At 67.0% G+C, this 22,743-nt stretch carries 24 protein-coding genes and 1 pseudogene; 15 read left to right on the top strand and 10 right to left on the bottom strand.

All coding sequences use genetic code 11. From position 1 onward, the window contains the following. Positions 1 to 27 precede the first annotated feature (27 nt). On the bottom strand, positions 28 to 636 hold the full coding sequence (pdxH, locus tag ACFXP9_RS01915) for a pyridoxamine 5'-phosphate oxidase (RefSeq protein ID WP_397208153.1): 609 nt from the start codon (positions 634 to 636) through the stop codon (positions 28 to 30). Positions 637 to 700: 64 nt separating this feature from the next. Between pdxH and fabI the strand changes: the two genes are divergently transcribed. Genes fabI through gpt form a run of 3 tightly spaced genes read left to right on the top strand, consistent with a single transcriptional unit; the run spans position 701 to position 2,693 of the window. Continuing rightward, the gene (gene fabI / locus ACFXP9_RS01910; protein ID WP_397208151.1) at positions 701 to 1,534 is read left to right on the top strand and encodes an enoyl-ACP reductase FabI; all 834 of its coding nucleotides are present in this window, start codon (positions 701 to 703) and stop codon (positions 1,532 to 1,534) included. Between the two features lie 2 nt (positions 1,535 to 1,536). Then, positions 1,537 to 2,151, top strand: a complete 615-nt coding sequence (locus ACFXP9_RS01905; RefSeq protein ID WP_397208149.1) for a LysE family translocator — start codon at positions 1,537 to 1,539, stop codon at positions 2,149 to 2,151. Positions 2,152 to 2,162: 11 nt separating this feature from the next. Further along, entirely contained in the window at positions 2,163 to 2,693 is a 531-nt protein-coding gene (gene gpt / locus ACFXP9_RS01900) for a xanthine phosphoribosyltransferase (protein WP_397208147.1), read from the top strand. 51 nt (positions 2,694 to 2,744) lie between these two features. Here gpt and ACFXP9_RS01895 read toward each other — a convergent pair whose 3' ends face one another. Beyond that, positions 2,745 to 3,704: a hypothetical protein gene (locus ACFXP9_RS01895; protein ID WP_397209938.1), complete on the bottom strand. Its 960-nt coding sequence runs from the start codon at positions 3,702 to 3,704 to the stop codon at positions 2,745 to 2,747. 181 nt (positions 3,705 to 3,885) lie between these two features. Between ACFXP9_RS01895 and ACFXP9_RS01890 the strand changes: the two genes are divergently transcribed. Both ACFXP9_RS01890 and ACFXP9_RS01885 read left to right on the top strand, forming a co-directional pair. After that, complete coding sequence (locus tag ACFXP9_RS01890) at positions 3,886 to 4,227, top strand: DUF4405 domain-containing protein (protein WP_397208143.1); 342 nt, start codon at positions 3,886 to 3,888, stop codon at positions 4,225 to 4,227. An 86-nt stretch (positions 4,228 to 4,313) separates the two neighbouring features. Continuing rightward, a complete protein-coding gene (locus ACFXP9_RS01885) occupies positions 4,314 to 4,715 on the top strand; it encodes a VOC family protein (protein WP_397208141.1) in 402 nt (133 codons plus the stop codon). A 27-nt stretch (positions 4,716 to 4,742) separates the two neighbouring features. Here ACFXP9_RS01885 and trpE read toward each other — a convergent pair whose 3' ends face one another. The 4 genes and pseudogenes from trpE to ACFXP9_RS01865 all read right to left on the bottom strand — a co-directional run bounded on the left by trpE (position 4,743) and on the right by ACFXP9_RS01865 (position 10,442). Beyond that, positions 4,743 to 6,257, bottom strand: coding sequence for an anthranilate synthase component I (trpE, locus tag ACFXP9_RS01880; RefSeq protein ID WP_397208139.1), 1,515 nt, complete (start codon positions 6,255 to 6,257; stop codon positions 4,743 to 4,745). Beyond that, complete coding sequence (locus ACFXP9_RS01875; protein WP_397208137.1) at positions 6,257 to 8,173, bottom strand: SurA N-terminal domain-containing protein; 1,917 nt, start codon at positions 8,171 to 8,173, stop codon at positions 6,257 to 6,259. Before ACFXP9_RS01875 ends, trpE begins: the two co-directional genes overlap by 1 nt. A gap of 77 nt (positions 8,174 to 8,250) precedes the next feature. Continuing rightward, a pseudogene (locus tag ACFXP9_RS01870) lies at positions 8,251 to 9,488 on the bottom strand (aminotransferase). Positions 9,489 to 9,503: 15 nt separating this feature from the next. Beyond that, on the bottom strand, positions 9,504 to 10,442 hold the full coding sequence (locus ACFXP9_RS01865) for a hypothetical protein (RefSeq protein WP_397208133.1): 939 nt from the start codon (positions 10,440 to 10,442) through the stop codon (positions 9,504 to 9,506). 189 nt (positions 10,443 to 10,631) lie between these two features. On the opposite strand from ACFXP9_RS01865, the gene ACFXP9_RS01860 reads away from it, so the two are divergent. From ACFXP9_RS01860 to lexA, 7 genes are all read left to right on the top strand, one after another. Next, on the top strand, positions 10,632 to 11,225 hold the full coding sequence (locus tag ACFXP9_RS01860; protein ID WP_397208131.1) for an anthranilate synthase component II: 594 nt from the start codon (positions 10,632 to 10,634) through the stop codon (positions 11,223 to 11,225). Beyond that, positions 11,222 to 12,241 (top strand): anthranilate phosphoribosyltransferase, encoded by a 1,020-nt coding sequence (gene trpD / locus ACFXP9_RS01855; protein ID WP_397208129.1) that lies wholly within the window; start codon positions 11,222 to 11,224, stop codon positions 12,239 to 12,241. Before ACFXP9_RS01860 ends, trpD begins: the two co-directional genes overlap by 4 nt. Before the next feature lie 8 nt (positions 12,242 to 12,249). Next, on the top strand, positions 12,250 to 12,909 hold the full coding sequence (locus ACFXP9_RS01850; RefSeq protein WP_397208127.1) for a uracil-DNA glycosylase: 660 nt from the start codon (positions 12,250 to 12,252) through the stop codon (positions 12,907 to 12,909). Between the two features lie 9 nt (positions 12,910 to 12,918). Next, the gene (trpC, locus tag ACFXP9_RS01845) at positions 12,919 to 13,707 is read left to right on the top strand and encodes an indole-3-glycerol phosphate synthase TrpC (RefSeq protein ID WP_397208125.1); all 789 of its coding nucleotides are present in this window, start codon (positions 12,919 to 12,921) and stop codon (positions 13,705 to 13,707) included. Then, positions 13,704 to 14,177 carry a cyclic pyranopterin monophosphate synthase MoaC gene (gene moaC, locus ACFXP9_RS01840; protein ID WP_397208123.1) on the top strand — a complete coding sequence of 158 codons (474 nt, stop codon included), beginning with the start codon at positions 13,704 to 13,706 and terminating at the stop codon, positions 14,175 to 14,177. Before trpC ends, moaC begins: the two co-directional genes overlap by 4 nt. Continuing rightward, on the top strand, positions 14,174 to 15,364 hold the full coding sequence (locus ACFXP9_RS01835) for a molybdopterin molybdotransferase MoeA (protein WP_397208121.1): 1,191 nt from the start codon (positions 14,174 to 14,176) through the stop codon (positions 15,362 to 15,364). Before moaC ends, ACFXP9_RS01835 begins: the two co-directional genes overlap by 4 nt. Before the next feature lie 86 nt (positions 15,365 to 15,450). Next, positions 15,451 to 16,158: a transcriptional repressor LexA gene (gene lexA, locus ACFXP9_RS01830; RefSeq protein ID WP_397208119.1), complete on the top strand. Its 708-nt coding sequence runs from the start codon at positions 15,451 to 15,453 to the stop codon at positions 16,156 to 16,158. A 383-nt stretch (positions 16,159 to 16,541) separates the two neighbouring features. Here the strand turns inward: lexA and hemC are convergent, their stop codons facing one another. Further along, a complete protein-coding gene (gene hemC, locus ACFXP9_RS01825) occupies positions 16,542 to 17,489 on the bottom strand; it encodes a hydroxymethylbilane synthase (RefSeq protein ID WP_397208117.1) in 948 nt (315 codons plus the stop codon). A 76-nt stretch (positions 17,490 to 17,565) separates the two neighbouring features. Here hemC and hemE point away from each other — a divergent pair, with 76 nt between their 5' ends. Beyond that, positions 17,566 to 18,594 carry a uroporphyrinogen decarboxylase gene (gene hemE, locus ACFXP9_RS01820; RefSeq protein WP_397208116.1) on the top strand — a complete coding sequence of 343 codons (1,029 nt, stop codon included), beginning with the start codon at positions 17,566 to 17,568 and terminating at the stop codon, positions 18,592 to 18,594. Continuing rightward, the gene (locus ACFXP9_RS01815) at positions 18,591 to 19,460 is read left to right on the top strand and encodes an EamA family transporter (protein WP_397208114.1); all 870 of its coding nucleotides are present in this window, start codon (positions 18,591 to 18,593) and stop codon (positions 19,458 to 19,460) included. The genes hemE and ACFXP9_RS01815 overlap by 4 nt, the downstream gene beginning before the upstream one ends. Before the next feature lie 9 nt (positions 19,461 to 19,469). Here ACFXP9_RS01815 and hemF read toward each other — a convergent pair whose 3' ends face one another. After that, on the bottom strand, positions 19,470 to 20,330 hold the full coding sequence (gene hemF / locus ACFXP9_RS01810; protein ID WP_397208112.1) for an oxygen-dependent coproporphyrinogen oxidase: 861 nt from the start codon (positions 20,328 to 20,330) through the stop codon (positions 19,470 to 19,472). A 75-nt stretch (positions 20,331 to 20,405) separates the two neighbouring features. Here hemF and ACFXP9_RS01805 point away from each other — a divergent pair, with 75 nt between their 5' ends. Continuing rightward, positions 20,406 to 20,816, top strand: a complete 411-nt coding sequence (locus ACFXP9_RS01805) for a hypothetical protein (RefSeq protein ID WP_397208110.1) — start codon at positions 20,406 to 20,408, stop codon at positions 20,814 to 20,816. A gap of 131 nt (positions 20,817 to 20,947) precedes the next feature. Here ACFXP9_RS01805 and ACFXP9_RS01800 read toward each other — a convergent pair whose 3' ends face one another. Together ACFXP9_RS01800 and ACFXP9_RS01795 are read right to left on the bottom strand one after the other, a co-directional pair. Then, entirely contained in the window at positions 20,948 to 21,757 is an 810-nt protein-coding gene (locus ACFXP9_RS01800) for an SDR family NAD(P)-dependent oxidoreductase (protein WP_397209936.1), read from the bottom strand. Next, positions 21,754 to 22,743 carry a class I SAM-dependent methyltransferase gene (locus ACFXP9_RS01795; RefSeq protein WP_397208106.1) on the bottom strand — a complete coding sequence of 330 codons (990 nt, stop codon included), beginning with the start codon at positions 22,741 to 22,743 and terminating at the stop codon, positions 21,754 to 21,756. Before ACFXP9_RS01795 ends, ACFXP9_RS01800 begins: the two co-directional genes overlap by 4 nt.

The following is a 22,743-nucleotide window of genomic DNA, read 5'->3' as shown; positions in this document are numbered from 1 at the left end:
CCAGCGTAAAGCCCCGCCCGCCCGGCCTCAAGGGGACAAGCGGGTGATTGTCCAATCTTTTTCGTCGGTATCCGCGCGGGTCCAGCGAAACCGGTCATGCAGGCGAAACGCCCCGTCGGCCCAGAATTCGATGGCCAGCGGCGCAATGCGGAACCCGCCCCAGAAGGGCGGGCGCGGCGGGTTAAGGCCATGGCGCGCGCCCTGCCGCGCCACCTCGGCCATCAGGGCGGTGCGCGATGACAGCGGCTGGCTTTGCCGCGAGGCCCAGGCCCCGATCCGGCTTTGCAACGCGCGCGAGGCGTAATAGGCATCGGCCAGCGCCCCCTCCTCGCGCGTGACCAGCCCGCGCACCCGAACCTGACGGCGCAGCGATTTCCAGTGCATCACAAAGGCCGCCTTGCCGGTCCGGGCGATCTGGCGGGCCTTAGCGCTGTCGTAATTGGTGTAAAAGACGAAGGCGTCGTCCTCGATATCCTTCAGCAACACCATGCGCACATCGGGCAGACCATCGGCATCGGTGGTGGCCAGCGCAATGGCATTGGGGTCGTTGGGTTCGGTCACGGTGGCCTCGGCCAGCCAGTCGCGTGCAATGTGACAGGGGTTATCCCCCGCGAAAATCCCGCTGCGGTCGGTCATAGCTTGATACAGCCCCCCCATTGGCCTAATCCTGACCAAAACTTGAAACCGCGAGGGACACAGCATGTCAAGTGACAGCAAAGCGGGTCTGATGGCCGGAAAGCGCGGCCTGATCATGGGTCTGGCCAATGACAAGTCGATTGCATGGGGCATTGCGAAGGCGCTGGCCGATCAGGGGGCCGCGCTGGCCTTTTCCTATCAGGGCGAGGCGCTGAAAAAGCGCGTCGACCCGCTGGCCGCGCAATTGGGGTCCGATCTGGTGCTGCCCTGCGATGTGGCCGATGGCGACAGCATCGACACGCTGTTCGACACGCTGAAGGACAAATGGGGCAGCCTTGACTTCGTGGTCCACGCGATCGGTTTTTCCGACAAGGATGAACTGCGCGGCCGTTATGTCGACACCTCGCGCGATAATTTCGCCATGACAATGGACATTTCGGTGTTCAGCTTTACCGCCGTGTGCCGCCGCGCCTGCGCGATGATGCCGGATGGCGGCAGCCTGCTGACGCTGACCTATTACGGCGCCGAACGGGTGATGCCGCATTACAACGTGATGGGCGTCGCCAAAGCCGCGCTTGAGGCCAGCGTGCGTTACCTGGCCGAGGATCTGGGCAAGGATGGCATCCGCGTCAATTCCATCAGCGCCGGACCGATCAAGACGCTGGCGGCCAGCGGCATTGGCGATTTCCGCTATATCATGAAGTGGAACGAGCTGAATTCCCCCCTGCGCCGCAATGTCACGACCGAGGATGTCGGCAAATCGGCGCTGTATCTGCTGTCCGATCTGGGGTCGGGCGTGACCGGTGAAACCCACCATGTCGATGCGGGCTATCACGTTGTCGGCATGAAGGCCGTGGACGCGCCCGACATTGATGTCGTGACCAAGCGCAAGGACTGACATTGGACGCGATCACCCTGTCGCAGATCCTGCTGTTCGTGATTACGCTGGGGGTGGCCATCGTCACCCCCGGCCCGGCGATTCTGGCGGCCAGCCGTTCGGCTGCGGCGCGGGGCTGGCGCCCGACACTGCCCTATGCGCTGGGGCTGGCCTTCGGGGCCAGCATCTGGGCTTTGGCGGCGGCCTTTGGCCTGACGGTGGTGTTCCGGCTGCTGCCCCAGTTCTATGCCGCGTTCAAGGTGGCGGGCGGGCTGTATCTGCTTTGGGTGGCGGTGCAGCTGTGGCGCCATGCCGATGACCCGGTGGTGGACGATATCCGCGTCGCGCGCGGGCCGGGCTTTATGGCCGGTTTCGTGCTGAACGCGTCGAACCCGAAACCTGCCCTGTTCTATTCCGCTGTGCTGCTGACGATCTTTCCGATGCTGCACGGCATTGCCGGGCCGCTGCTGATTTACGCGGTGGCCCTGTCGGTCGAGATCAGCTTTTTCCTGATCGTGACCGCCCTGATGGCGACCGGCCCTGTCCGCCGCCGCTATATCGCCGCCAGCGCATGGATCGACCGCATTGCCGCGGGGCTGATCGGCGCGCTTGGCCTGTCCCTGATATTTCGCCAGTAAGAGGCCCCCCTATGTCCAAACCCGCCAGCGACCGCCTGCCCCATGAACGCGGTTTCCATGTCAGCTGGGACCAGCTGCACCGTGACGCCCGCGCACTTGCGTGGCGCCTGCAAGACAAGGCCCCGCAGGGCGGTGGCGAATGGCGTGCCGTCGTGGCCATTACCCGTGGCGGCATGGTCCCCGCGATGATCGTCGCGCGTGAACTGGACATCCGCACCATCGACACGATCAGCGTCAAATCCTACAAGGGCGTCGGGACCGAGGCCGGTCAGGGCGAACTTCAGGTCCTGAAATCACCCGACGCGCAGATGATGGGCGATGGCGAAGGCGTGCTGGTCGTCGACGATCTGGTCGATTCGGGCCGGACGCTGGAACTGGTGCGCCAGATGTATCCCAAGGCGCATCTGGCCACCGTCTATGCCAAGCCCAAGGGCCAGCCGATGGTCGAAACCTATATCACCGAGGTCAGCCAGGACACCTGGATCTTTTTCCCGTGGGACATGGCGCTGCAATATGTCCAGCCCTTCCGCGGCGAGGACTGATCACCGCCACAGCCGAACGCAAAAGGGGCCGCGCGGCCCCTTTTTCATGCCTCAGATCGTCAGGCCAAAGGCCAGCGCCAGGCTGACCACCAGCCCCAGCGCCGCCTTGGCCGCATCCAGCGTCACGATCCGAAAGGTCCGCCGTGGCGAGGGCGTATACATGTGAAACGAAATCGCGAATTCCCGCCCCGCCAGCAGGCCCAGAAATACCCATGTGGTCGACATCGGCATATTGCTGGCCTCTTTGAACACCAGCAGGATCGCGCCATAGACAAGGTTGATGATCGCGGCGCCGCGAATATCGACGGTGCCGGTCTTGCTGGTCACGATCTTCTGGATCGCCCCGCCATTGCCGCGAAAGATCCAGGCGTGCAGAACCAGCAGCCAGACCAGCGCAGCGGTCAGTTCCAGCCCCGTCAGCTGGCGCGGCAGATAGGCAAAGATATTGGCCAGATCCTGAATCAGCCACTGGCTCCATAAAAACGCGGTCGAGGCCCATTGCAGCGCCACCCAATAGCCCGGCACCGGCTGGCCGGCGCTGCGGTCGAAATGTTCGGTCATCGGGCGGAACAGCGTGTAATACAGCACGATCGACACCACGAAGGCGACGCCATAGCCCATGCCCGATTTCACCAGCATGGCGCCGACATTTTGTTGCGCGCCCGCGCCCACGGCGAAAACCGTCAGGATCAGAAAAGTGGTGCTGACCGGCACCCCGTATCGGGTCAGGATCAGGATGACCAGGGGCGGCACCAGATACATCAGCCCGATCCCGCCCGGCGGCATGGGAAATTTGGTCAGCCGGCCATAGGCGGGGTCGCCGCCCGAACTGGCCCAGCCCCAGATCAGCACCGCCGACAGGATGGCGCAGGCAAAGCCCCACAACACCCACCACGGCCGGTTCTGGTTCGCCGCCAGAAAGGTGCCCAGCGTCTGGATGGCATCATTGGCCACGATGGAATAGGCGGCCAGTGAAAAGCCGACGATCATGATAATGGTCTCGGGGGCCATGGTCCCTCCTGTTGCGGCGGCTGTTTATGACAGTTGCGCGACAGGTGCCAGCCTTTCCGGCACCGGCGGGCGATGCGAGACCGTGCTGCGACAAGCCGCCACGCCCAAGGCACGGGGATGTTTGGGTTTTGTTTACCCAAAACCGGCTATCATTCCCCATCCCCGAAGAAGGAGGTCCGTCATGGGTTTACGCGCATGGGCAACGCCCCTGACCATTGCCAGCTTTGCCATCATGGCCGTGACCGGTCTGCTGATGTTCTTTCGGCTGGATATGGGGGCGCACAAGCCGCTGCATGAATGGGCGGGGCTGGTCTTTGTCGCGGCGGTGACGCTGCATCTGGCGCTGAACTGGCGGCCCTTCCGGCTGTATCTGCGCCGCCCCCTGCCCCGCGCGCTGATCGCGCTGGCCGTGGCCGCGCTGGTCATCGCCAGCCTGCTGCCCCGCCCCGAGGGGCAGGGAAACCGCCGCCAGAATCGCGGTGCCGCCACGGTGACGCACAGCATGGTCCCTGACGCCGATTGACGCAGCCCCTTGCCGGACCCGGCCATCGTGCCACAGACTGACCATACACTGACCACAGACGGGCAAAAGCGAAAGGACGGCACCACATGATCGGTTATACCATGGTCGGCACGACAGATCTGGACCGGGCAAAGGCCTTTTACGACCCGCTTTTCACGCAGATGGGGCTGACCCCGTGTTACCAGGACGGCCAATATGCCGCGTGGGGGCGCAAGGACGATCAGACCGTGCCCCAGTTCTTTGTCTGCTATCCCTTCGACGGCCAGCCCGCCAGCGCTGGCAATGGCACCATGACCGCCTTTCGCCTGCCAAACGCACAGACGGTGGATCGGCTGTATGCGCTGGCGATGGCGCAAGGCGCGCAGGACGAGGGCAAGCCCGGCTTCCGCCCCGAGGCCTATGGCGACCGGTTCTATGTCGCCTATATCCGCGACCCGGATGGCAACAAGCTGGCCTTTGCCTGTTACGACGGCAAGGCCAATCCCTGAACCGGCGCCACCCCCTGACAGGATGCGTCAGCCATTGCCGCGCACAAAGCGCGCCGCCCCTTCGGCGGCCCGCACCAGCGCGCGGGATTTGTTGACGGTTTCCTGAAACTCGCCCTCCGGGCTGCTGTCATAGACGACGCCGCCCCCGGCCTGCACATACAGCTTGCCATCCTTGACCACGCCGGTGCGCAAGGCGATGCACATGTCCATCTCGCCATTGGCGGCGAAATAGCCGACCGCACCGCCGTAAATGCCGCGCTTCTCAGGCTCCAGCTCGTCGATGATTTCCATCGCGCGGACCTTGGGCGCACCGCTGACCGTGCCTGCGGGCAGGCCCGCAAGCAAGGCCGACAGCGCGTCCTGATCGGGGCGCAGGCGCCCGACCACATTGCTGACGATATGCATGACGTGACTATAGCGTTCGATGATGAATTGTTCGGTCGGGTGGACACTGCCGATTTCGGACACCTTGCCGACATCGTTGCGGCCCAGATCCAGCAGCATCAGATGCTCGGCCAATTCCTTTTCATCGGCCAGCAGCTCGGCCTCAAGCGCGCGATCCCCGGCCTCGTCGGCGCCACGCGGGCGGGTGCCGGCGATGGGGCGGATCGTTACCTCTCCGTCGCGGACCCGGACCAGAATTTCAGGGCTGGCACCGACGATCTGGAAACCGCCCGCATCGCTGCGCATGTTCAGGAAGAACATGAAAGGCGACGGGTTGGTGCGCCGCAAACTGCGATACAGCGAAAACGGCGGCAGCGGGAATTCCATCGTCCAGCGCTGGCTTGGCACCACCTGAAAAATGTCACCGGCCCGGATATAGTCACGCGCGGTTTCAACCGCGGCAAGGTAATCGTCGCGGGCGAAATTCGACACCGGTTCACCCACCTGCGCATCATGCCCCAGCGTGCGCGGCTCATGCGGCAGGCGGTCAAGGCTGCGCAGCGCCTCGGTCACGCGCTCGGCCGCCTGGGCATAGGCGGCGCGGGCCGGAATGCCCGCGTCATACCAGGCCGGGGCGCACAGCGTGACCTCGCCCTTGACGCTGTCCAGAACCGCCACCACCGAAGGCCGCATCAGCATCGCATCGGGCACCCCGATCGGGTCGGGGTTGATATGGGGCAGGTTTTCGACCAGCCGGATCATGTCATAGGCCAGATACCCGAACAGACCCGCGCCCCCGGCGGGCACGCCCTCGGGCATGTCGATCCGGCTTTCGGCAATCAGCGCGCGCAGGCTGTCCAGCGCCGGGCGGTCATCGGCGGTGAATTCGTCCGAAAAGCGCGCCTGGCGGTTGATACGGGCGGCATTGCCCCGGCATTCCCAGATCAGGTCAGGCTTCATCCCGACAAAGGAATAGCGGCCCCGAACCTCGCCGCCAGTGACCGATTCCAGCATGAAACTGTCGGGCGCGGCCTCGGCCAGTTTCAGCATCAGGCTGACCGGCGTGTCCAGATCGGCGGCAAGGCGCAGCGTCACCAGCTGGTTGCGCCCGGCCTCCCACCCGGTGCGGAAGGCGTCGAAACCGGGGGACAGATCCATCACTGCACCCGCGCCTTGGCGGCGTCCAGCGCCTGCTGGTTCAGACGGATGCCCTGCGCGGTTTCCGCCGCGCGGGCGTAATATTCGAACAGATCGGCCTGCAAGGCGCGCGACAGGCGGGCCTCGGTTTCTTCGGTGATTTCATCGGCGCGCTGGCCCTTCATCTGTGCCGGCTGGATCGCGTCCAGAACCACCACGAAAATCCGGTTTTCGGCATCGACGACCATCGCGTCCCCGGCCTGTTTCAGGGTAAAGGCGCGGGTCACCAGATCCAGCGGGACGCCATCAATGCCGCCATCGCGGTCCAGATCGGCCACCTTGTGCCAGTCGCCCTGCGCGACCTGCGGCTGCGGCGCCTGACCGGCATCGGCTTTGGCGGCATCGCCCGGCTGCGGCTGGGGCTGGGGCATGTCTTCGGACATCACGGCCAGCTTGCGATCCTCGGCCAGTGCCAGCAACTGGCGGTGGGTTTCATTGGCGGTCCAGTCCGCGACCACGCGGTCGCGGATTTCTTCCAGATCAATGACATGCGGCGCGATCACCTGTTCAAGGCGCAGGGCAAAGATACCGCCATCGTCAAGTTCCTGAATTTCGGGGAAGTCCTCGGCGGTGACGCTGGCCGCAGCGGCCCGGAACCCGGCATAGCCGGTGATGGCCCCCGGTTCGGGCGCGGCCTTGGGGTCATAGTCGATCGTGGCCAGTTCCATGCCGCCATCTTTGGCCAGATCTTCCAGCGTGGCACCGCCGGCCAGTTCATCGGCCAGCGTCGTGGCCTTTTCCTCGATCAGGCGACGGGCACGGTCGGTCGCGGCCTCGGCCACCAGATCGTCGCGGGCCTCGTCAAAGCTGACATTCACCGGTTCCAGAATCGCGTTCATCGAAAACAGCGCCGGTCCCAGATCGGTCTGGACCGGGCCGACCACGCCGGGCTGGTCGGGGGCAAAGACGGCCTCGCCAGCGCTGCCAAGCTGTGCCTGCGTGACCTCGCCAAGGTCGGTATCCTCAAGCGACAGGCCCTGTTCGGCGGCCAGCGCGGCGAAATCGGCGCTGCCGTCATCCACACGCTGGCGGGCGGCCTGCGCGGCCTCGGCCGTGGGATAGACAAGGCGCGACACCAGCCGGCGCTCGGGCTGCTGATATTCGTCCTGACGGCTGTCATACAGATCTTTCAGCGCGGCCTCGTCGACCTGAACCCCATCGGCCAGCATTTCCGGCGTCAGCGACACATAGGTGATCTTGCGCAATTCCGGCGAGGTAAAGCGGTCGGCATTGGCCTGATGCCAGTTTTTCAGCGTTTCCTCGTCGGGGGCGCCCACCGGGGTGGCCAGCTGATCGGGGGTGATTTCCTGCCAGCGGATGTCGCGCTGTTCCAGCAGCCACGCGGCGGACTGGCTGACCATGGCATCGGGCGCAGGCACGCCGCCCGTCACGGCGCGCTGGATGATGCCGCGCGCCACGTCCATGCGGACATCCTGTTCAAAGGCGGCCTCGGACAGGCCCTCGCGGCGCAGCAGGTCGGCATAGACGGCGCGGTCAAAGCGGCCATTGCGCTGGAAACCCGGTGCCGATGCGATCTGATCGGCCACGACCTTGTCCCCGACCGAGACCCCCAGCCGTTCGGCCTCGGCCTCGAACACGGCGGCGGTCAGCAGCCGCGCCAGCACGGCCTGCGGCACCCCCAGCGCCTCGGCCTCGGGCAGGGTGATATTGCGCCCAGCCTGCACCGACAGGCGCTGCATGTCGGACCGCAGGTTGCGGGTGTATTCCTCTTGCGGGATGCCCTTGTCACCGACCGAGGCCACATCCGTGCCCCCCGCCGAAAAATTGGTCACCCCAAAGCCGCCAAGCCCCAGAACCAGCATCCCCATCAGAATCCAGACGATGGTGGATTTGCCCTTGGTGCGCATACTGGTCATCTGTGGCCCTTCCTTCTGGCGTCCGGCCCGTGCCGGGTCATGTCCGTGCCCCGGCGGGGCCATGCATTTTTGTCGTCTTATTGCCGCGCCGCGCCGCCCGCAAGCCGCGTGCCCTGCAAACCGGCCAGCCGGGTGGCCAGCGCGGCAATGCCTGCCGCATCGACATTGGCAAAGGCCAGCCGGATATGGCGCGCCCCCTCGGGGTCGCCATCCGGCATGAACATGGTGCCGGGCAGCGCCAGCACCCCGATCTGCGACACCATGCGGCGGCACAGATCAAGGCTGCTTTCGGCAAACGGGTGTTCGACCCAGGCGAAATACGCCCCACAGCCCTTCAGCACCCAGCCATCCAGCCATCCAGCCCGGCGATGGCGCTGGTCGCGGCGGCGCGGCGGCGCAGCAATTCGGCCCGTTCGCCGGCCAGCCACGGGCCAAGATGCCGCATCCCCCAGACCGCCCCGATCTGGCCCAACTGCGCCGGGCAGATGGCGACGGTGTCCAGAAACTTCTCGATCTGGATCATCCGGGCGCGGCCCGCGACGATGGCCCCGACCCGGTGCCCGGTCAGCCGATAGGCCTTGGAAAAGGAATAAAGGTGAATCAGCACCTCGTCCCAGTCGGGATCGGTGAACAGGTCATGCGGCGCGTGGCCCTGCCCGGTTGCGGTGCAAAAGCGGCTGTCGAAATCGCGATAGGTTTCATCCACCACCAGCGCCAGCCCGTGTTCGCGGCACAGACCGGCAAAGGCGCGCAGCGTGGCGGCGGGGTATTCCGCCCCGGACGGGTTATTGGGGCTGACCAGCACGATGGCCCGCGTGCGGTCGGTGATCAGCGCCCGCGCGGCCCCGGCATCGGGCACCATATCGGCCCCGCAATGCAGCGGCACCGCGGTGACACCGGCCATATCCATCCACATCTTGTGGTTGAAATACCACGGCACCGGAATGATCACCTGATCGCCCGGCCCGGCCAGCGTCGCCAGCGCCGCGCAAAACGCCTGGTTACAGCCCTGCGTGATCGCCACCTGATCGGGGCTGACCGCACCGCCATAGGCCCGCGACCAGTCCGCCGCCACCTGCGCGCGCAAATCGTCATTGCCAAGAACCGGGCCATACAGATGCGCCTCGGGGCGGGTCAGCGCGGCATCGGCCATGGCCTGCCGCAGCGGCGGGGGCGGCGGGTCGACAGGCGCGGCCTGACTGACATTGATCAGCGGGCGGTCGGGGGCAAAGCTGACCCCCTCAAGCCAGCGGCGGGCCTCCATCACCGGGGGGCGGAAGGTGGCGGCAAGCGCCGGGTTCAGGGGCAGGCTCATGCGCGGGGCTTTCATTCAGGGGGTCATCAATTCGGACAGGTCGGGCCAGCCCGCCGGGTCCAGATCGGCGGTGGCCGGGGTGGTGCCAGCCGGGGCCGCCGTGGCCTGCGCCGGGGGCGGGCTGTCAGCTGCCGGGCCGGGGCGCGGCGCGGCGGGTGCGCGATCCTGCGGCAGCTGATTTTGCGGTGGTTGCGGCGCGCGCGGGCGTGTCACCGCGTCATCGGCAGCGGGGGCAACCGGGGTCGTCCCACCTTTCGGCGCCGGGGCCGGGGCGGTGCGGTCCATCGCCCGCACGGTCCGGGGCTGCGCGGCGGTATCGGTGACGGGGGTCGGCGCGGCCTCGTCAGGCGGGGCGGTGACTGCGGGCAGCGCCGACGGGCCAGCGCCGGTCGCGGCGACCGGGGCGCTGATCGGTGCGGGCGCACGGGGCGGCAGGTCGGTGCCGCGGGCAAATTCCGACCCCTGCGGCGGCGCCAGATCCGGCGTGCGCGGCGGCGCATCAGCGGCAGGCGCTGCGGTCGCCGGGTCAGCGGTCACGGGGGCTGAGGCCTCCCGGTCGGCGGCCACAGGATCAGCGGTGACGGGCGGGGTGGTGGCCACGGGGGCTGCGGCGGTGGGGGCTGCGGGCACATCGTCCATGGCGGAACGCCCGCCCCCCGATGAAGAGGCGGCGGAAGTATCGGCGGGGCCGTCATCGGCAGCCCGCTGTGCCGTCGCGCCCTGTGCTGTCGCATCTTGGGCCGGGGCGTCGGGGTTCAGAGCGGCGGGGGCCAAGGCGTCGGGGGCGGGGCCAGCCGGGGATGCAGCAGGCGCGCCCCCTTCGGGCGGGGTGATGATGCGCGGCGGGGGCGAAGGGGTGCGGTCCGGCTGGGGCGCGATCAGCGACAGCACCACCAGCCCCGCCGCCCCCAGCACGGCCCCGTGAAACATCCCCTTGCCAAACCCTGCCGCCATACCGCCGCCCGATCCCTGCCCCTTGTCCCGGCCCTGCCCGCCTGTTGGTGGGCCACCGTTATCGTCCCTTCGGCCCCGCCCTGTGCGATCGCCGCTTTTCCGCCCCGGCGGCCTTGACCCCCGGCGCTGCTTTGGCCCATCTATATTCGGTCCATTCACGGGGTTCACCCCCAAACTTATCACGGCGCCATGATCCTGCTTATCGACAATTACGACAGCTTTACCTGGAACCTTGTGCATTACCTTGGCGAGGCCGGGGCGCAGGTGCAGGTCTGGCGCAATGACGCGCTGTCGGTGGAACAGGCCATGGCGATGCGCCCGCAAGGCATCGTCATCTCGCCGGGGCCATGCGACCCGGACCGCGCGGGCATCTGCCTTGACCTGATCGCGGCGGCGGCGCAGGCGCGGCTGCCGCTGTTCGGCGTCTGTCTGGGGCATCAGTCCATCGGGCAGGCCTTTGGCGGCAAGATCGTGCGCGCCGACCGCATCATGCATGGCAAGACCGACGCGATCCTGCATCAGGGCGCGGGCGTGTTCGCGGGCCTTCCCTCGCCGCTGACGGCGACGCGCTATCATTCGCTGACCATCGCGCCTGACAGCCTGCCCGATGCGCTGGCGGTGACGGCGCGCGCGCAGGACGGCACGATCATGGGCGTGCGCCACCGCACCCTGCCGATCGAGGGCGTGCAGTTCCACCCCGAATCCATCGCCTCGGAACATGGTCACGCGATGATCGAAACCTTCCTGCGGCGCTGCCGCCCCGATGAAAGCGACGCCGCATGACCGATATCCGCCCTCTGATCGGCCTTGCCGCCGAACGCCCCCTGACCGAACCCGAGGCCGAAAGCGCCTTTGCCGCCCTGTTCGACGGTGCCGCCACCCCGGCCCAGATCGGCGGGCTGCTGATGGCGATGCGGGTGCGCGGTGAAACCGTGGACGAGATCACCGCCGCCGCGCGCGCCATGCGCGCCCGGATGCACCGGATCAGCGCCCCGCAGGGCGCGGTCGACATTGTCGGCACCGGCGGGGATGGCAAGGGGACGCTGAATATCTCGACCGCGGCGGCCTTTGTCGTGGCGGGTGCGGGGGTGCCGGTGGCCAAACATGGCAACCGCAACCTCTCGTCGAAATCGGGCAGCGCCGATGCCATCACCCGGATGGGCATCAATGTCATGGTCACGCCGGACATCGCCCAGACCGCCCTGACCAAAGCCGGGATCTGTTTCATGATGGCGCCGATGCACCACCCTGCCATGCGCCATGTCGGGCCCGCGCGCACGGAACTGGGCACCCGCACCGTCTTTAACCTGCTGGGGCCGCTGACCAACCCGGCCGGTGTGCGCCGCCAGCTGACCGGCGCGTTTTCGCGCGACTGGCTGCGGCCGATGGCGGAAACGCTGGCCCAGCTTGGCGCCGATGCGGCATGGCTGGTTCATGGCAGCGATGGCACCGACGAATTGTCGATTGCCGGTGACAGCTGGGTCGCGGCGCTGGAAAACGGCAAAGTGACGGAATTCACCGTCTCGCCCGCCGATGCCGGCCTGCCCACGCATCCGTTTGACGACATTATCGGCGGCGACCCGGCCCATAACGCCGCCGCCTTCCGCGCCCTGCTGGACGGCCAGACCGGCGCCTATCGCGATGCGGTGCTGCTGAACGCCGCCGCCGCGCTGTTGATCGCGGGCAAGGCCAGCGACCTGAAGCACGGCGCCCAGATCGCCCGCGACAGCATCGACAGCGGCAAGGCAAAGGCCAGGCTGCAAGCACTGGCCGCCATCACCGGCGCCCCCGAGGCGTGAGCCGCGCGATGATCACCCCGCCCGCCGCATGGGCGCATCTGCCGTTCTTTGGCGATGACTGGCCCACGATCCGCGACCGGCTGGCGGGCGGTGACTGGCTGCCCGGCCCGCAACGCCTGTTCGCCGCGCTGGCACTGGCGCCGGATCAGGTGCGGGTGGTGATACTGGGTCAGGACCCCTACCCCACGCCCGGCCATGCCAACGGGCTGGCCTTTTCGGTCAATCCGGGGGTCGGGTTGCCGCGTTCGCTGGCCAATATCTATCGCGAGATGCGCGACGATCTGGGGGCCTGCCCGGCTGATGGCGATTTGTCGCATCTGGCCGCGCAGGGGGTGTTGCTGCTGAACACCGCGCTGTCAGTGCCCGCCGGTCAGGCCGGTGCCCATGCCAGATGGGGCTGGGACAGGCTGGCCCGGCAGGTCGTGGCCGAGGCACAGCGCCACGGTCCCATCGCCTTTATTTTATGGGGCGGCCATGCGCAAAAGGCGCTGGCCGGCTTGCCCCGCGCCAATGATCTGACGCTGGCCAGCGCGCATCCATCGCCACTGTCGGCCCGTCGCGGGTTTTTCGGCAGCCGCCCGTTCAGCCGCGTCAATGACTGGCTGGCGACCCAAGGCCGCAGCCCGATTGACTGGCCGGGGCTTTCACAACCCTCAGCGCAAGGATAAAACCGCGCCATGCATGTTCTGGACCGTATCAAAGCCTATAAGCTGGACGAAATCGCCGCCGCGAAACAGGCCCGCCCCCTGTCCGGGGTCGAGGCCGAGGCCCGCGCCGCCGACGCCCCGCGCGGCTTTGCCAGGGCGCTGACGGATCGCGCCGCTTCGGGTTTCGGCCTGATTGCCGAGATCAAGAAAGCCAGCCCCTCGAAAGGGCTGATCCGCCCCGATTTCGACCCGCCCGCGCTGGCCCGCGCCTATCAGGCCGGGGGCGCGGCCTGCCTGTCGGTGCTGACGGATCAGCCATCGTTTCAGGGGGCGCCGGATTATCTGCGTGCGGCGCGGGCGGCCTGTGACCTGCCGGTGCTGCGCAAGGATTTCCTGTATGACCCCTATCAGGTGGCCGAGGCCCGCGCATGGGGCGCCGACTGTATCCTGATCATCATGGCCAGCGTCGACGACACCCTCGCCGCCGAGCTGGAGGATGCCGCAACGCATTGGGGCATGGACGCCCTGATCGAGGTTCACGACCGCCCCGAGCTGGACCGCGCCCTGCGCCTGACCTCGCCCATGATCGGGATAAATAATCGCAACCTCAAGACTTTCGAGGTCAGTCTTGATGTAACGCGCGAATTGGCCCCGCATATTCCCGCCGACCGTGACATGGTCTGCGAAAGCGGGCTGTTCAGCCATACCGACCTGCAATCCATGGCAGCGGTCGGGGCGCGGCGTTTCCTGATCGGGGAAAGCCTGATGCGCGCCGATGATGTGACCGCCGCCACCAAAGCCATTCTGGGGGACGCATGAGCCTGACCCATTTCGACGACGCCGGAAACGCCCATATGGTCGACGTGTCCGGCAAGCCCGTCACCGCGCGCGAGGCGGTGGCCGAAGGCGTGGTGATCATGTCGCCCGAAACGCTGGCGCTGGCCCGTGGCGGCGCGAAGAAGGGTGACGTTATCGGCACCGCGCGGCTGGCCGGGATCATGGGCGCCAAGCGCACCGCTGACCTGATCCCGCTGTGCCACCCGCTGCCCATCACCAAAGTGGCGCTGGATCTGACCCCCGACGACGCGCTGCCCGGCATCCGCATCACCGCCACCGTGCGCACCGGCGGCCAGACCGGCGTCGAGATGGAGGCCCTGACCGCCGTTTCGGTCGCGGCGCTGACGGTTTACGACATGCTGAAAGCCGCCGAAAAGGGAATGCGGATCGAGGGCATCCGCCTGTTGCGCAAATCGGGCGGCAAATCCGGTCTTTACGAGGCAGAACAATGATTTCCGTTACCGAAGCGCTGGAAAAAGTGCTGGCGCTGGCGCCGGCTGCGCACCCCCGGACCGTCGGGCTGGATCAGGCGCTGGGACGGGTGCTGCTGGAACCGGCGCAATCGCGCATGGTGCAGCCGCCGTTCAATTCCGCCGCGATGGACGGCTATGCCCTGCGCGATGCCGATGCCCGTCAGGGCGCGCGCCTGACGGTGATCGGGGAAGCCGCCGCAGGTCATCCGTGGCAGGGCCAGCCCCGGCCCGGCACCGCCATCCGCATCTTTACGGGTGCCCCGGTTCCCGACGGCTATGACCGCGTGGTCATGCAGGAAAACACCCTGCGCGAGGGTGACGACATCACCCTGACCGATGCCGGGGGCAATACCCATATCCGCGCGCGCGGGTCCGATTTCTCGACCGGTTCCATGCTGGCGGCGGGGCGGGTGCTGAATGCCGGCGATCTGGCGCTGCTGGCGGCGATGAATGTGCCGCAGGTCAGCGTTGCCCGCGCCCCGCGCGTCGCGGTGCTGGCCACCGGGGACGAACTGGTGCCCCCCGGCGACACCCCCTCACCGGGCCAGATCATCTGTTCCAACGATCTGGCCGTGGCGGCGCTGGCCCGTCAGGCCGGGGCGCAGGCCGACCTTCTGGGGATCGCCCGCGACAACCGCGACAGCCTGCACGACAAGTTGACCCGCGCGGCGGATTACGACCTGATCGTCACCATCGGCGGCGCATCCGTGGGCGATCACGATCTGGTCGGTCAGGTGGCCACTGATATGGGCTTGGAACGGTCGTTTTACAAAATCGCCATGCGACCGGGCAAGCCGCTGATGGCCGGAAGGCTTGGACGCGCGGTGATGCTGGGATTGCCGGGAAACCCTGTTTCTTCGGTGGTTTGCGGGCTGATCTTTATGCAACCTTTGCTGCGCGCCATGCAGGGCGGCACCCCGATGGCGGTGACCCGGCGCGCGCGTCTGGCGCATGACCTGCCGCCCGAGGGGCCGCGCCAGCATTACCTGCGCGCACAGCGCCAGACCGGACCTGATCTGGAGGTGATTAGCCCCTTCACAGATCAGGATTCGGCGCGTCTGGGACTGTTGTCGCAGGCGGATTCGCTGTTGATCAGGCCGGCGAATGACCCGGCCCGCAAGGCGGGCGATATTGTCGAATATCTGGAAATTCCGCGCGGCTGTTAACCGTATCTTTACCATCCCCGGTGTAAGTCGTTGACGTTCTGTTCCATCAGGTTTAGAACAATGACTGAACATCCGGGGGTGGTTTCATGCTGACCAAGAAACAGATTCAGCTGCTTGAGTTCATTCAGGCGCGGATGGCGCGCGACGGTGTGCCACCGTCCTTTGACGAAATGAAACTGGCATTGGATCTGCGATCCAAATCCGGCATTCATCGTCTGGTCACCGCGCTTGAGGAACGTGGCTTTATCCGCCGCCTGCCCCACCGCGCCCGTGCGCTGGAAATCATCCGCCTGCCGGATGCGCTGGTGAAATCTGACGCCGTGCGACAGGGCTTTGCCCCGCAGGTGATTGATGGTGACCGCCAGCCCGCCATGCCCGCCCCGCGCGGCGCGGTCGGGGTGACGGCATCGGCGGTCGAACTGCCGGTCATGGGCCGCATCGCCGCTGGCGTCCCGATCGAGGCCATTTCCGAGGTCTCGCATCACGTTGCCGTCCCCGGCTCGATGCTGAATGCCCGCGACCAGCATTACGCGCTGGAGGTCAAGGGCGATTCCATGATCGAGGCCGGGATCAATGACGGTGACGTCGTGGTGATCCGCGAACAGGGCACCGCCGATAATGGCGACATTATCGTGGCACTGGTCGAAGGGCATGAAGCGACGCTGAAACGCTATCGCCGCAAGGGTGCGATGATCGCGCTTGAGGCCGCGAACCCCGCCTATGAAACCCGTATCCTGCCCGAGGAAAAAGTGCGCATTCAGGGCCGTCTGGTCGGACTGATCCGCAGTTATTGACCGGGCCGCACCCGGCAGGGCGGGTCAGCTGTCCGCCCTTCGGCCCGCCATTGGACGACTTTCGCGCCCTGATTTTTATACCCCAATAATAGGGGCTGTCTGCGTTGGAATATCAGGCCATATCCGTGGCGGGATGGCCTGTCTGTGGCAGCACGGATTGATACGCCTGCCCGACCGCACGCCACCATCGGATAATCTCATCAGATATTGGCACTGGCGCATGATGCGATCAGATAGGGTGGTTCGCTGATGGCAACAGCCCACAGGCCACCAGATAACGGGCCAAGGATCGCCGTTTTACAGCCGATATGCAGCCCTCCCGCTGACCTTTCCGCAGGAAGTCCAAAGGCGGACAAACCTGCGGGGGTCGTGTGGGGCTGAAATCAGCCCTGACGCCAGTCAAAGAAATCGGCGGGGGCCTTGGACAGCAATTCCCCGGCCAGATCGGCCCCCATTGCGGCACCATCCGCGACCGGCCCGCGGCGTTCGCCGGCAATGCGTTCCGATCCGTCGGGGCGCAGGATCTCTCCGCGCAGATACAGGCTGTCGCTGTCCAGTTCCGCCAGACCGGCAATCGGCGTTTCGCACGATCCGTCCAGACGGCGCAGGAAGGCACGCTCGGCCAGCAGCCGCGCCGTGGTGGGCTGATGGTTGATCGCCGCCAGCAGGCGCTGACACATCGCGTCATCGGCGCGGCGCTCCACCCCGATGGCCCCTTGCGCCACAGCGGGCAACATCTGCGCGGGCGGGATCGCGTTGCGCACGATGTCCAGCATCCCCAGACGGGTCAGCCCGGCCATGGCCAGAAAGGTTGCCCCGGCCACCCCGTCATCCAGCTTTTTCAGCCGGGTCTGGACGTTGCCCCGGAACTCGACCAGTTGCAGATCGGGGCGCACAAAGGCCAGCTGCGCCCGACGCCGCAGGCTGGACGACCCGACCACCGCGCCCTGCGGAATGTCGGCAATGCTGGCGAAATGCGGGCTGATAAAAGCGTCGCGCACATCCTCGCGCGGCAGGTAACAGTCGATCAGCAGGCCATCGGGCTGTTCGACCGGCATATCCTTCATCGAATGCACCGCGATGTCGATGCCGCCGCTGGACAGCGCGTCCTCGATCTCTCGGGTGAACAGGCCCTTGCCGCCGATTTCCTTCAGCGGGCGGTCCAGAACCCGGTCGCCGGTGGTTTTGATCACCACGATCTCGAACGCATCCTGCGGCAGGCCGTGTGCGGCCATCAGCCGGTCGCGGGTCTCGTGCGCCTGCGCCAGCGCAAGGGCAGAGCCACGGGTGCCAATCTTGAGCGGGCGGGTCGGGGTCGGATTCTGTGTCATGGCCGATCCATAGTCCGGCGCAACCGGCTTGACAACTGCGCCCGTGCAGCGTCGAACAGGCGGAAAGGAGAAGCCGATGACCAAGACCATCCTGCGCGCCCTGGCGGGCGAGACCCTGCCCACCCCCCCGATCTGGATGATGCGTCAGGCCGGGCGATACCTGCCGGAATACCGTGCCACGCGGGCGCAGGCGGGCGACTTTTTGTCGCTGTGTTACAACCCCGAACTGGCGGCCGAGGTCACGCTGCAACCGATCCGCCGGTTCGGATTTGACGCGGCGATCCTGTTTGCCGACATCCTGCTGGTGCCGCAGGCCATGGGGCTGGACCTGTGGTTCGTCACCGGCGAGGGGCCGCGCCTGAGCACCGCGACCACCCGCGACCAAGTGGCGCAGCTGAAGGGGCCGGATGACATCCACAGCCGCCTGTCGCCGGTTTATGACACCGTGCGCATTCTGTCGCGCGAATTGCCGCGCGAAACGACGCTGATCGGCTTTGCCGGGGCGCCGTGGACGGTGGCGACCTATATGGTGGCGGGGCGCGGCACCCGGGATCAGGCCCCCGCGCACCGCTTTATCGCCGAGGACCGCGCGGGTTTCACCGCCCTGATCGACCGCATCACCGAGGCCACGATCGCCTATCTGGACCAGCAGGTTCAGGCCGGGGCCGAGGTGGTGAAAATCTTTGACAGTTGGGCCGGCAGCCTGACGGGCCGCGATTTCGACGATTTCGCGCTGGCCCCGACGCGGCGCATCATCAGCGCGCTGAAGGCCCGCCACCCCGGCCTGCCGGTCATCGCCTTCCCGCGCGAGGCGGGCCAGCGCTATGTCGGTTTCGCCAAGGCGACCGGCGCCGATTGCGTGGCGCTGGACAACAGCGTCAGCGCCGAATGGGCGGCGGCGCATGTGCAGGTGGATGGTTGCGTTCAGGGCAATCTGGCGCCGCAGCACATGGTCACCGGCGGTCAGGCCCTGATCGACGAGACCCGCCGCATTGTCAGCGCGTTCCACAACGGGCCGCATATTTTCAACCTTGGCCACGGCATCACCCCGGATGCCGACCCCGAAAACGTGGCGCTGATGCTCCAGACCGTCCGCAACGCATGATCTGGGTTGCCGCCACGCTGATCGCCGCGGCGGCCCAGACCGGGCGCAATGCCGCGCAGTCAGGGCTGACGGCCCAGATCGGCACCATGGGCGCGACCGGGGTGCGCTTTGTCTTTGGCCTGCCCTTCGCGCTGGTGTTTCTGGCACTGGCGGCGATGTGGCAGCCAATCCCCCTGCCCGGCCAAAGGGCGTTGGGGTTTGCCGCAATGGGCGCGCTGGCCCAGATCGCGGCCACCGCGCTGATGCTGGTGGCGATGCGCGCCCGTGGCTTTGCCGTTGCCACCGCGCTGATCAAGACCGAACCCGTGACCCTTGCCCTGATCGGCGCCGCCCTGCTGGCCGAACCGTTGGGCCTTGCCCGCATGGGCGCGATCCTGACCGCGACAAGCGGGGTGATCATGGTTTCTGGGTTTGACTGGCGCCGCGCAACGCTGGGGCCGGTGGCCATCGCGCTGTTGGCCGGGGCGCTGTTTGGCCTGTCCGCCGTTGGGTTTCGTGGCGCGATCACCGGGCTGGACAGTGGCGGCTTCCTGATCCGCGCCAGCACCATTCTGGTGATCACGCTTGCGCTGCAATCGCTGCTGGTGGGGCTGTGGCTGGCGCTGCGCGACCGCGACGCCCTGCGCGGCATCGCCGCGGCATGGCAGGAGTCGCTGTCTGCGGGCTTTCTGGGCGCGCTGGCCAGTCAGTTCTGGTTCATCGCCTTCGCGCTGGCCCCGGCCGCCAATGTCCGCACATTGGCGCTGGTCGAGCTGGTGTTCGCACAGTTGGTCTCGGGCCGGGTGTTTCGCGAACGCACCGCCCCCGGCCAGATCGCCGGGATGGCGCTGATCGTGGCCGGGGTTGGCTGGCTGCTGCTGCAATAGGGTTCTGGATCAGACCCATTTCGCCAGTGGTGGCAGGCTCATCAGCACGGCATTGGCGTCATGGCCGGTGGCCAGACCGAATTTGGTGCCGCGGTCATAGACAAGGTTATATTCCGCATACAGCCCGCGATGGATCAGTTGTGCGTCCTTGTCGGCGGCGTCCCAGTTCTGGGCGTGGCGGGCCTCGGCCAGCGGCAGGAAGGCGGGCAGAAAGGCCTGACCGACAGCACGCGTAAAGTCGAAATCGGCCTGCCAGTTGCCGGTGTTCAGATCGTCGTAAAAGATCCCACCCACACCGCGCGCCCGGCCCCGGTGCGGGATAAAGAAATATTCGTCCGCCCAGGCCTTGAAGCGGTCGTAATAGTCGGGGTCATGCGCGTCACAGGCGGCGCGCAGGGTGTCGTGGAAATGCGCGGTGTCCTGCGCATATTCGATACAGGGGTTCAGGTCGGCACCACCGCCGAACCACCATGCGCCGGGGGTCCAGAACATGCGCGTGTTCATATGCACCGCCGGGGCCTGCGGGTTTTGCATATGCGCCACAAGGCTGATGCCGCTGGCCCAGAAGCGCGGGTCGGCCGCAATCCCCGGCACGCCGCGCGCGGCCATGCTGGCCTGTGCCGCCGGGGCCAGCGTGCCATGCACCGCGGACCAGTTCACCCCCACTTTTTCAAACACGCGACCGCCGCGCATGACCGACATCAGCCCGCCGCCGCCATCGTTTTCGCGGGTCGTCGGGGTGACATCGAACCGGCCTGCCGGGGTGTCGCCAGCGGCGCGGTCCTCAAGCGCCTCGAAGGCGGTGACGATCTGGTCGCGCAGGCTGCGAAACCATGTGGCGGCCTGTTCGCGCTGGGTCTGCATCAACATGGGCTGTCCTTCGATGGTGATTGATTTGCACGCGGCGCGCGCCTAGTCTTTGGCCATCAGATAAAGGCCGCGCCCATGTCCCGCAATATCATCCTGTCCCTGCCCGTCCTTGCCCTGCTGGCCGCTTGCGGCACACCGCAGGAACAATGCATCCGCCAGAACACCCGCGAATTGCGCGTGGTGCGCAACCTGCTGGCCGAGGTCGAGGGCAATCTGGCCCGTGGCTATGCCTGGCAGGAACGCAGCGTGACCCGCACCGAATGGGACGAATGCCGCGATGTGGTGCCCGACAAGGACGGCAAGCCGGTGGTGATCTGGCGGTCCTGTCTGCGCGATGTCACCGACACCGAACGGTTCCGCGTCCCCATCGACCCCGCCGCCGAAACCCGCAAGCGCGACAATCTGGCCGCGCGCGAAAAGCGGCTGGAAAAACAGGCCGCCGCCGCGATTGCGGCCTGCAAGAAAGCCTATCCCGAAGAGGACTGACAGCGCCTGCCCCCCGCCCGGCGGGAACGGGCGGGCCAGCCGCCGGTTTTCCACATCTGCCCGGCCCCGACCGGGCGCGCGCCACAGGGGCGGCGCGGGGACCGGCGATGACCGCGAATGCCGCGGGGGCGTCAGAAAACCGGGGCGCTGACCGCGTCGGCCAGTGACCGCCCGCCATCGACATTCACGACCTGCCCGGTCACAAAGGCCGAGGCCGGGCTGACAAGGTAATGCACCATTTCCGCCAGTTCGTCCGCGGCGGCGATCCGGCCCATCGGCGTGCCCTGAAGGATGGCCTCGCGCAGGTCGGGACGTTCGCGCAGTTGCAGGCGCAGTTCCTCGGACATGACGCTGCCAAAAGCGACGGCATTCACCCGGATGCGGTGCGGCGCCAGCGCCAGCGCCAAGCCGCGCGTGGCCTGATCCAGCGCCGCGCAGGCGATGGAATAGCCCATCAACGCCAGGTGCGGGCGCTGCGCGGCCAGCGTGGTCAGGTTGACGATGGCCCCGGCCTGCCGGTCCTCGTCTGGGTCGCTGGCGGCCTGTTTGATCATCCGCTTAGCCACGATCTGGGACAGGCGCAGGCTGGCCATCATGTTCTGGCGCAGCATTTCTTCCAGTTGTTCGCCATCCATATCCAGCGGGTCGCTGGGTTTGACCAGCCGGTGCGCGTTGACCAGAATATCGACCCGGTCAAAGGCGTCCAGCGTGGCCGAAACCAGATTGGCCATCGACAGGCGCTGGCTCATATCCGCGGCGAAACAGCGGATCTGGTCGCTGTGTTCCTGCCGTTCGCCCAGATCAGCGGTCAGCGCCGCATCATTGCCATCGGCGCACATGACATTGGCGCCGCGTTCGGCCAGATGCAGGGCAATGGCGCGGCCAATCCCGGTGGCCGCCCCGGTGACGATGGCCGTGCGGCCCTGGATGGAAAAGCTCATCTCGTCCTCTTCTTGCGGCCCGCACCGGTCGCGGTGATGATCTTGAACCGGCTGTCGCCGCCAATTTCCTCGACCTGCGCAAAGTGATCGCTTAGCACGGATTCATAGGGCAAATGCCGGTTGGCAACCATCCACAGCCGCCCGGCGCCGGTTAGCAGCCCTGCCGCGCTGCGGATAAAGCCCGCGCCAAGCGACGGATCGGCACGGCGGCCCTGATGGAAGGGCGGGTTCATCACCACCCCGTTCACCGGTTCGGGCAGGGTAAAGCGCAGCGCGTCGGCCCAGTGAAAGCTGGCGCGCGGATCGGTGATATTGGCGCGTGCGCAATCCAGCGCGTCGTGATCGGCCTCGACCAGATGCAGGGCCTCGCAGCCGGGGCGGGCCAGCACCTGCGCCGACAGCCAGCCCCAGCCAGCGCCCAGATCGACGACGCGGGTCGGCATCTTGTCGGGCAGATGCGCCGCCAGCATCGCGGACCCGGCATCGACCGCATCGGCGGAAAACACCCCCGGCAGGGTGCGGAACCCATCGACCTGCTGCGGGCGCGCGGCCCAGTCATCGGGCAGCCACGCGCCCTGCGGCACGGTCAGGCGGGCCAGCTTGCCGTGCGCGCCGGCCAGCGGTGGCTCGACCCCGGCCAGTGGGCGCAATTCGCGGATCAGCGCGTCGACGCCATCGGTCTTTTGCCCGTCGATCCACAGCGCCGCCCCCGGCGCCAGACAGGCCGCCGCCTGTGCCACCCGCGCCCGCGCCAGATCGCGCGCGCGTGGCACGAAGACAACCGCCAGATCAGCCGGTCCCGGATCGCCGGTCACCACCCGAAAGCCGCGCGCCGCCAGCATCTGGTGGTCAGGCTGGCGGGTCTGGACGATCACCGTCCGGGCCGGATCGAACATCGACAGATCCTCGGCCGCGCCCGGCCCGACCAGCAACACCTGCCCCTGTGGCGGGGCATCAAAAACCTGCGACAATCGCGAACGTGCCAC

This window comes from Paracoccus jiaweipingae (assembly GCF_044335505.1).
In the GTDB taxonomy this organism is placed as follows: Bacteria; Pseudomonadota; Alphaproteobacteria; order Rhodobacterales; family Rhodobacteraceae; genus Paracoccus.
Note: the sequence above shows the minus strand (reverse complement) of the source record. Positions and strands in the feature narration are given on the sequence as shown.